Below are 7,261 nucleotides of genomic sequence, written 5' to 3'. Positions count from 1 at the left end.
TTTATCCAGAGGCATTTCAATTGAACCATTGGCAGAAAGCGCATCAAACACAAATACTGACGCAGCCCCTTTTCCAACTKTTCCKGATAATGCGCCGGATGAATAATTTTAATATAGGGAATCCAATAGCGCACCAAAGGCAACAGCTGCATTTCATGACGGATTTGACAGCGGATCATCAACGCGCCGGTACTATCTTCTTCTTCAATATTCTGTTCAGGCAGCAATTTGCGCTGCTTAAAATAATGCGCAACTTCTGGCCGCACTGAAAATATAATGTCCTGCTTTTCAGTACCGAACCAAATCCCCTCTTCATCTTCCAATTGCGATAAAATGACAGGATCATGACTAAATAAGTCTAAAGCGTGCTTTTCAACTTTACCGATTTTACTTAAACGGAAAGAGCGCAACTCTGCCTTTTGCACAGCAGCCAAATACCAATTTCCCTGATAATGAATAAGCCGATAAGGCTTAACTGAACGCTGTATGCCGTTATAAATAAAACTGATTGTATTGCGCTGATGAATTGCTTCTGCAAAAACTTGAAAATGTTCCGCAAACTCCTGCGCATTTTCATAATAATAGCCCTTAGCAGAAAATATCTGACTGGCGCGCTCATCCAGCAAGCCTCTTAAAAATGACATATCCAAAGAAGGATAAAGCTCGCTGATGCCGGAAAGCTGGGCAAAATTCTGAATATCCTGCAGCTTAAAACGCCCAAGATACACTGGATCTAATGAATATTTTTTGGTGTTCAGGTTTTGTATTAAAGGCAAATAAGAATTTAAACGGTCAAAATCCCGTTCAATGGTGCGCGTACTGACTTGAAATTCCTGCGCCAACTCTGCAACAGCTAACTGATGCCCCACATTTAATTTAGTTAATATATTTGCTAAACGCTCTGCAAGGCGTTCGTGAGTTGAAGCGGTACGCTTCATATTCCCCTCGCTGTACAAAAAATTGTACGCTAATCAACAATCAAATATTCAATCAGCCCATTTAAAATGAATGGCTGAAAATTATTAAGCAAAGGTAAAGCCAGTGGTCTATTTTCATAATTATTACAATAATCATCTGCCCTGTCTATAAAAAACAGACAATTCTGTATACCCCTGAACGGCAATTTTTCATTGTTGTTTTTCTGACTTTTTTTGCCGTGTTAAACGTTCCATATAGCGCTCTAAATGTATCAGCGCCCGGTACATTTTATGCAGTTCTGAAGGTACACCTCGATTATAGATGACAGCCTTATGCAAGCGCTTCAGTGCACGAAAGCCATGGGCCCGCGTATAAGACGTTGATATTATTTTCATGATCACCTCAATGCACTGCAGTACTTTTCATTTAAAACCTTTCAAATCAGTCAGGTTTCAATCTAAGTGCAAATGTACACCTCAGTTTTGACAGGTTGTGTCGAACAATCATCATTTATTTAACGTTTGGGAAAAAATTTATATTTATTCAAGCAAATAATTTGATCCACTTCACATTTTCATCAAAAAAATAAAGCCGGACAGTGCCGGCTTTATTTTAAAATCATTTTTTATATGACACGGACAACCACCTTGCCAATGTGCTCTCCTGTATCCATGCAGGCATGCGCATCTTGAATCTGCTCAAACTTGAATGTTTTATAAATCATTGGCAAGCATTCGCCGTTAGCCCACAATGGCGCAACATATGCCTGCAAGCCTTTGGCAATTTCTGCTTTTTCTGCCGTATTTCGCGCACGCATCGTTGAACCCGTAATAGTTAAACGCTTCATCATAATTTGGCCAAGCTTCACCTCTTTGGCTTTTGCTCCGCCTAAAAATGCGATATACACCAGACGTCCGTCACGGCGCAGCAGATTGAGGTTTTTCTCTAAGTACGGTGCGCCAACCATATCCAAAATAACGTCTACGCCGCTATTTTCTGCCGCTTCATTGATGACTTGTTCAAAATCTTGGGTTTTATAATTAATTGCAGTGGTTAAATCTGAAATTGCCTTAACTTTTTCATCAGTACCCACTGTTGCAAAAGTTTTAATGCCGAATGATTTGCACAGCATCAGCGCTGTTGTACCGATGCCGCTCGCGCCGCCATGCACCAAAACCGTTTCTCCGGCTTTGGCTCTTCCCATTTGGAATACGTTGGCCCAGACGGTGAAAAATGTTTCTGGAATCGCTGCGGCCTGTTCAAAACTTACCCCAGCTGGAATAGCCAATACCTGACTTTCCGGCACCACGCAATATTCTGCATAACCGCCGCCATTGGTCAGACCGCAGACTTGATCTCCCACTTGAAATAAAGTGACATCTGCACCGACAGCAACCACTTCACCTGCCACTTCTAGACCGGGTACTGGCGTTACCCCTTTTGGCATAGGGTATAAGCCCTGGCGCTGCAAAATGTCAGGACGGTTAATCCCGAATGCATGCACTTTAACCAGCACTTCATCGGCCTGCGGCGCAGGTACTGCTGCAGTTTCATAAGCGAGCTTCTCTACACCGCCCGGTTCAGTAATAATGACTTGCTGCATCGTTGCCTGTGACATCCTTCTTCCTTTTCAATTATTGAATATTCATGCGTTGAAACTATTTGAACATATAACAGCTGCAGAATGAATAGCCATGGACTTATGTATAATCCTGCAGGTATTTACCTGCTTGATAATAGGTGCTGCATGACCGAGATCATTGAATACTCTGAAAATAACTCTGCTGAATTTGAGTGGTATGACGGGCTGGCTGTCATTCGGTTCTATGCAGAGTGGTGTGCGCCTTGTGTGCAAAACTTCCCTGTATTTGAACAATGGGCAAAGCGGCAATCCAACACAGAACCGAAAGTTAAATTCGGCAAGGTTAATATTGATCAATCGCCAATTTTAACGCTGCGCTATAACGTTTATGGCCTACCCTCAACCTTAGTGTTTTATCAAGGGCAAGTGGTCAAGCGCATTGCAGGCGTCAAAACGCTTCATGAGTTAGAAGCAATTTTTCGACTGGTCATACAAACCCATTCACTCCAAGACTAATTTTATTTAGCTGTTGGCTCATTTGGCATTTGCACAAACTTCATTAAAAACTTACGGACCAAAGGCAGCATGATCAAAATCAGTGGAAATGCCATCATCCAAGATAAAGCCCATGCATGTAACCAAATCGCTAAAAAGCCATCTACAGCACCTGCCTTTAAAAAGATGTTAAAGCATGAGATCGAACCGCTCATAATTGCAGACAGAATCAACGGCATTAACCAATTCAAATGCTTAGGATGAAATTTTGGGAGGTTATTCATTGATTTCACCCTTTTCCATTGTTACCGATTCATTGCTTTGACTTTTCACCGTTTGTTTCAGTGTTTTCATAAACTCGATAAATTGCGGCATAAAGTCTTTAAACAGCGGCATATCCTTATTTTCCAATAGGGTTTCACCAAACAGCTTCAAACCGACCGCAAAGGCTTTAGTCTTTTCATCATCAAATAATTTTGCCTTACTGATGTGTTCTAAAACCTTAAAAAGGTCGTCATGGTTATAGGCATTAAACTGCAGCACTTCTGTATAACCAGATGGATTGCCTTGTGCGTCTGCAATGTGCTTTACGGTAATTTCATATTGATGCTGCTTCATTGGGAAACCTCCATACGGCTAATTTCGACTGCCGCCTGATCTATTTTTTCCGCAATGGCGTAGACCTGTTCAGGTGTAAGTTCACAGTGCTGAATTTTGATGCGCAGTGATGCTTTCAGGTTTTCCATTGCACGTTTAATATCGACATATTGTTCGTCGTTATGAATTTGCTTACGGGTATCAAAACGGCACAGGATTTTATCTACAGTCGCTTTTTCTGCAACTAGATGCTGTATGCCGTGTTCTGTAATGCTGTACCGTTTACGGTCGTCTGTATTGAGTTCTGCATGTATGTACTGCTGCTCTTCTAGGTAGTTCAGCGTTGGGTAGATGGTTCCTGTACTGGGGCTATATCCACCGCCGACAACTACACCTACATCTTTGATAATGTCGTAGCTGAATTTAGGTGCTTGGGAAATGAGATGCAGCACCAGCAATTTCATGTGCCCTGCTTCAAACAGGCGTTTGCGAGTTTTGGCAGGACTATCGCTGGCTGCGAGAAGGTCTGAATTTGACATTGCAAAGACACACATTAAGATTAATTAAGATATATCTTATCATATTTTTTTAAAATTTAATTATTATTACACGAAATATACATTGCTTAAAAAAACTAGAAAATACTTTTTAAATAGACATTAGTCAGAGTTCTTTTTCAATAAAATATGTATAAAATACATACAAATACTTTAGAAAAATTACCTATGGAAACTATAGTTAAGTTTGATGAATCAAAGTTACAAATACACATAGAATACTCAAATAAAATCGAATTAGCACATTACATTAATAGTTTAGATAGTGTTAACTCTGAATATTCAAATTACATTAGAACGGCTGAAAATCACTTACAACCTGATGATATTAAATTATTTGTTAATGAAATTCGCTCAGAATCAATTATTACAGACTTGATAGCATATAGCCCCACCTTGCTTGCTTTTGCTGAACATGCAAACACTTTATTGGATTTCACAAAACATATCGCTAATACTATTAATCTTTTAAAAAACAATTCAACTCATGAAATTATTGAAGAAGACAAATTAAGTACTTCAACTCTAAGTAATATACAAGGGTTAGTAGAACCTATACTTAATGATAAAAATGGCAAAATTAGCTTTGAAGGAATAAATTTTGGTAATAATTGCACTGTCAATGTAACAATTAACTCTTCAGATGCTAAAGATATCTATAATAAAGCTCAATCTATCAAAGAGTTTAGACCCACACCCAAAACCAATATCAAAGAACAGGTTTTACTTGTATTCACGCAAACAGATTCCTCGACAAAAAATACCAATAATGATAAAGGGGTAATTGAGTCCATTTCAAAAAATACAGTTAAAATTAGATTTGCAAATGACGAATTAAAAAAAGAAATGCTATTTAACCAACACCCGTATGGTGTTGCATTTATAGTTGACGTAGAAATACAAACTATCAACGAAAAACCATTTATTTATAAGATATTAAAATTACATGAATGCATAAATATTGACGAGTAGAGATCACACTCTCCCCTTATATTCTTTCACCATCCGATCACTCACATCTTCAGGGTAACAAAGTGGAGCATAACCACCTGCCCGATTGTATGCACTGCGCTTACCACACCGACTACCATTACTTGCGGTATTGTAAGGACACGGACAATTCCCTGGATAAATTTCAATCGACTGCTGAATAATTTTTTGTTTAATTGACTCCGTACTTAGACCACTTTGCTTTGCATCAACATTCAAAGCTAATGTGCACAACCCAATAAAAAATAATACCTTTTTCATATATACCCTCTTTTGGGGGCATTCTATAGAAAAAGCATTTACTTAAACTATAATTCACTATTTAAGTGATTGTTTTTCCATCACTTAATTTAAGAAATAAAAAACCCACCTTTCGGTGGGCTTTTTTTAATCAGCTCAATCTATTACAGACGAACCAACTCAACAATTTTCTCAGCAACTTCTTCAGCTGTTTCTACTGTGTAAGTCACATCAGCACCATCAACAGTATCAGTAATCACAACCACACCCGTTTCACGTACCAGTGCAACTTGTTCAGCTGTTAAGCCCGCTTTCGCGATTGCAACTACACCTTGTTGAATCAGCAAGCTTTCAATCGCTTGCGCATTTTCAAGCGCTTTCGCAGAAACAGTCACTGCAGCAGGTTTTTGACCCAAACGCGCAGCACGCGCTTCAGCAGTTACAGGTTCGCTGTGTGCAGTCCATTCAACCGCAGCCTCAACCATCCCAGCACCAACTGTTACGTTGCTTAAACGGTCAATGAAAATGAATGAACCTGTGTAACGGCTGTCTTGATAACGGTCAAATACCACTGGCGCATCAAATTCAATGGTAACGTCTGCAATTGCGTTCAAATCCAGCTGTTCAACTTCCATTTTTTCCAATGTATTGACATTGGTACGGTAGTTGATTTTTGCTACTTTTGCAGGAATAGTCTGTGTACCAAACTTCACGTTGTACAGCTTGCCCAAGACTAAAGGCTGATCTGTCATCCAAACCACAGACGCGCGCGCAGAACGCGAAATTAACGGCTGTTCGCCAGCTTTCACCAGCACGTTACCGCGTGAAATATCAATTTCATCATTCAGCGTCAAAGTCACGGCTTGACCCGCAACCGCATGATCTAAGTTACCGTCAAAAGTGACAATTTCTTTCACAGTTGAAGACTTGCCAGATGGCAATGCAGTAATGGTATCGCCTACTTTCACGCCACCCAGCGCAACTGTACCGCAGAAACCGCGGAAGTCTAGGTTTGGACGGTTAACATACTGTACAGGGAAACGGAATTCGTGCTTGCTCGTATCGTTCGCAATTTCAACAGTTTCCAAAGTCTCCATTAAAGTCTGACCTTGATACCACGGCGTATTTGGCGATTTGTTTACCACGTTATCCCCGTTCAGCGCAGAAATTGGCGTGAAGATGATATTCGCTGGCTTACGCTCACCCAATTGGTTCACGAACTCATTGTACTCTGCTTGAATTTCATTGAAGCGCGCTTCAGAAAATTCAACCAAGTCCATTTTGTTAATCGCAACCACAATGTTGCGAATACCCAAAAGGCTTGCAATAAATGAGTGGCGGCGTGTTTGTGTTTGTACGCCGTAGCGCGCATCAATCAGGATAATCGCAAGATCGGCAGTTGACGCGCCAGTTGCCATGTTGCGTGTGTACTGCTCGTGTCCTGGGGTGTCAGCAATAATGAACTTACGTTTTTCTGTAGAGAAATAACGGTAAGCCACATCAATGGTAATCCCCTGCTCACGTTCAGCTTGCAGACCATCCACAAGCAGCGCCAAATCAGGCGCATCGCCAGTCGTACCCACTTTCTTAGAGTCACGGGTTACGGCTTGCAATTGATCTTCATAAATCAATTTTGAATCGTAAAGCAAACGGCCGATTAAAGTTGATTTGCCGTCATCGACGTTACCGCAAGTCAGGAACCGCAATAAGTCTTTATTTTCGTGCTGTTTTAAATAGCCCAAGATATCTTGGCTAATAAGATCTGATTGATGAGACATTGCTCAAAGCTCCACATATTCTTTTGAAATCGGTTTCTTGATCTTTCAATCCACCTAAATCCTCCTTTCTTTTTCGGGAGTTCCCCCTCTTTCATAAAGAGGGG

General features: G+C 40.4%; 10 protein-coding genes. 2 read left to right on the top strand and 8 right to left on the bottom strand.

Going from position 1 to position 7,261, the window contains the following annotated elements; translation table 11 throughout:
- The 3 genes from AZH43_RS17245 to AZH43_RS17235 all read right to left on the bottom strand — a co-directional run.
- Positions 1 to 938 (bottom strand): helix-turn-helix transcriptional regulator (locus tag AZH43_RS17245; protein WP_067672464.1); only part of this gene is annotated, 938 nt, incomplete at its 3' end.
- A gap of 189 nt (positions 939 to 1,127) precedes the next feature.
- On the bottom strand, positions 1,128 to 1,313 hold the full coding sequence (locus AZH43_RS19015) for a hypothetical protein (RefSeq protein ID WP_067672462.1): 186 nt from the start codon (positions 1,311 to 1,313) through the stop codon (positions 1,128 to 1,130).
- A gap of 230 nt (positions 1,314 to 1,543) precedes the next feature.
- Positions 1,544 to 2,536 (bottom strand): NAD(P)H-quinone oxidoreductase, encoded by a 993-nt coding sequence (locus AZH43_RS17235; RefSeq protein WP_067672459.1) that lies wholly within the window; start codon positions 2,534 to 2,536, stop codon positions 1,544 to 1,546.
- Positions 2,537 to 2,665: 129 nt separating this feature from the next.
- Between AZH43_RS17235 and AZH43_RS17230 the strand changes: the two genes are divergently transcribed.
- Positions 2,666 to 3,016, top strand: coding sequence for a thioredoxin family protein (locus AZH43_RS17230; protein ID WP_067672456.1), 351 nt, complete (start codon positions 2,666 to 2,668; stop codon positions 3,014 to 3,016).
- A gap of 2 nt (positions 3,017 to 3,018) precedes the next feature.
- Here the strand turns inward: AZH43_RS17230 and AZH43_RS17225 are convergent, their stop codons facing one another.
- Genes AZH43_RS17225 through AZH43_RS17215 form a run of 3 tightly spaced genes read right to left on the bottom strand, consistent with a single transcriptional unit; the run spans position 3,019 to position 4,131 of the window.
- A complete protein-coding gene (locus AZH43_RS17225) occupies positions 3,019 to 3,279 on the bottom strand; it encodes a DUF2798 domain-containing protein (RefSeq protein WP_067672453.1) in 261 nt (86 codons plus the stop codon).
- On the bottom strand, positions 3,272 to 3,613 hold the full coding sequence (locus AZH43_RS17220) for a DUF3861 domain-containing protein (protein WP_067672450.1): 342 nt from the start codon (positions 3,611 to 3,613) through the stop codon (positions 3,272 to 3,274). Before AZH43_RS17220 ends, AZH43_RS17225 begins: the two co-directional genes overlap by 8 nt.
- The gene (locus AZH43_RS17215; RefSeq protein ID WP_067672492.1) at positions 3,610 to 4,131 is read right to left on the bottom strand and encodes a PadR family transcriptional regulator; all 522 of its coding nucleotides are present in this window, start codon (positions 4,129 to 4,131) and stop codon (positions 3,610 to 3,612) included. The genes AZH43_RS17220 and AZH43_RS17215 overlap by 4 nt, the downstream gene beginning before the upstream one ends.
- A 186-nt stretch (positions 4,132 to 4,317) precedes the next feature.
- On the opposite strand from AZH43_RS17215, the gene AZH43_RS17210 reads away from it, so the two are divergent.
- Positions 4,318 to 5,121 carry a hypothetical protein gene (locus tag AZH43_RS17210; RefSeq protein ID WP_067672489.1) on the top strand — a complete coding sequence of 268 codons (804 nt, stop codon included), beginning with the start codon at positions 4,318 to 4,320 and terminating at the stop codon, positions 5,119 to 5,121.
- 3 nt (positions 5,122 to 5,124) lie between these two features.
- Here AZH43_RS17210 and AZH43_RS18280 read toward each other — a convergent pair whose 3' ends face one another.
- Both AZH43_RS18280 and cysN read right to left on the bottom strand, forming a co-directional pair.
- A complete protein-coding gene (locus AZH43_RS18280) occupies positions 5,125 to 5,400 on the bottom strand; it encodes a hypothetical protein (RefSeq protein WP_081406855.1) in 276 nt (91 codons plus the stop codon).
- Between the two features lie 143 nt (positions 5,401 to 5,543).
- On the bottom strand, positions 5,544 to 7,157 hold the full coding sequence (gene cysN / locus AZH43_RS17205; protein ID WP_067672447.1) for a sulfate adenylyltransferase subunit CysN: 1,614 nt from the start codon (positions 7,155 to 7,157) through the stop codon (positions 5,544 to 5,546).
- Positions 7,158 to 7,261 lie beyond the last annotated feature (104 nt).

The organism is Acinetobacter pragensis (genome assembly GCF_001605895.1).
GTDB classification, from domain to species: Bacteria; Pseudomonadota; Gammaproteobacteria; order Pseudomonadales; family Moraxellaceae; genus Acinetobacter; species Acinetobacter pragensis.
This window is presented reverse-complemented; position numbering and strand designations above follow the sequence as displayed.

Coding starts and splice junctions, on each gene's coding strand:
- AZH43_RS17215 (WP_067672492.1), bottom strand. CDS start 4,131: ATGTCAAATTCAGACCTTCTCGCAGCCAGCGATAGTCCTGCCAAAACT.
- AZH43_RS19015 (WP_067672462.1), bottom strand. CDS start 1,313: ATGAAAATAATATCAACGTCTTATACGCGGGCCCATGGCTTTCGTGCA.
- AZH43_RS17235 (WP_067672459.1), bottom strand. CDS start 2,536: ATGTCACAGGCAACGATGCAGCAAGTCATTATTACTGAACCGGGCGGT.
- AZH43_RS17230 (WP_067672456.1), top strand. CDS start 2,666: ATGACCGAGATCATTGAATACTCTGAAAATAACTCTGCTGAATTTGAG.
- AZH43_RS17225 (WP_067672453.1), bottom strand. CDS start 3,279: ATGAATAACCTCCCAAAATTTCATCCTAAGCATTTGAATTGGTTAATG.
- cysN (WP_067672447.1), bottom strand. CDS start 7,157: ATGTCTCATCAATCAGATCTTATTAGCCAAGATATCTTGGGCTATTTA.
- AZH43_RS18280 (WP_081406855.1), bottom strand. CDS start 5,400: ATGAAAAAGGTATTATTTTTTATTGGGTTGTGCACATTAGCTTTGAAT.
- AZH43_RS17210 (WP_067672489.1), top strand. CDS start 4,318: ATGGAAACTATAGTTAAGTTTGATGAATCAAAGTTACAAATACACATA.
- AZH43_RS17220 (WP_067672450.1), bottom strand. CDS start 3,613: ATGAAGCAGCATCAATATGAAATTACCGTAAAGCACATTGCAGACGCA.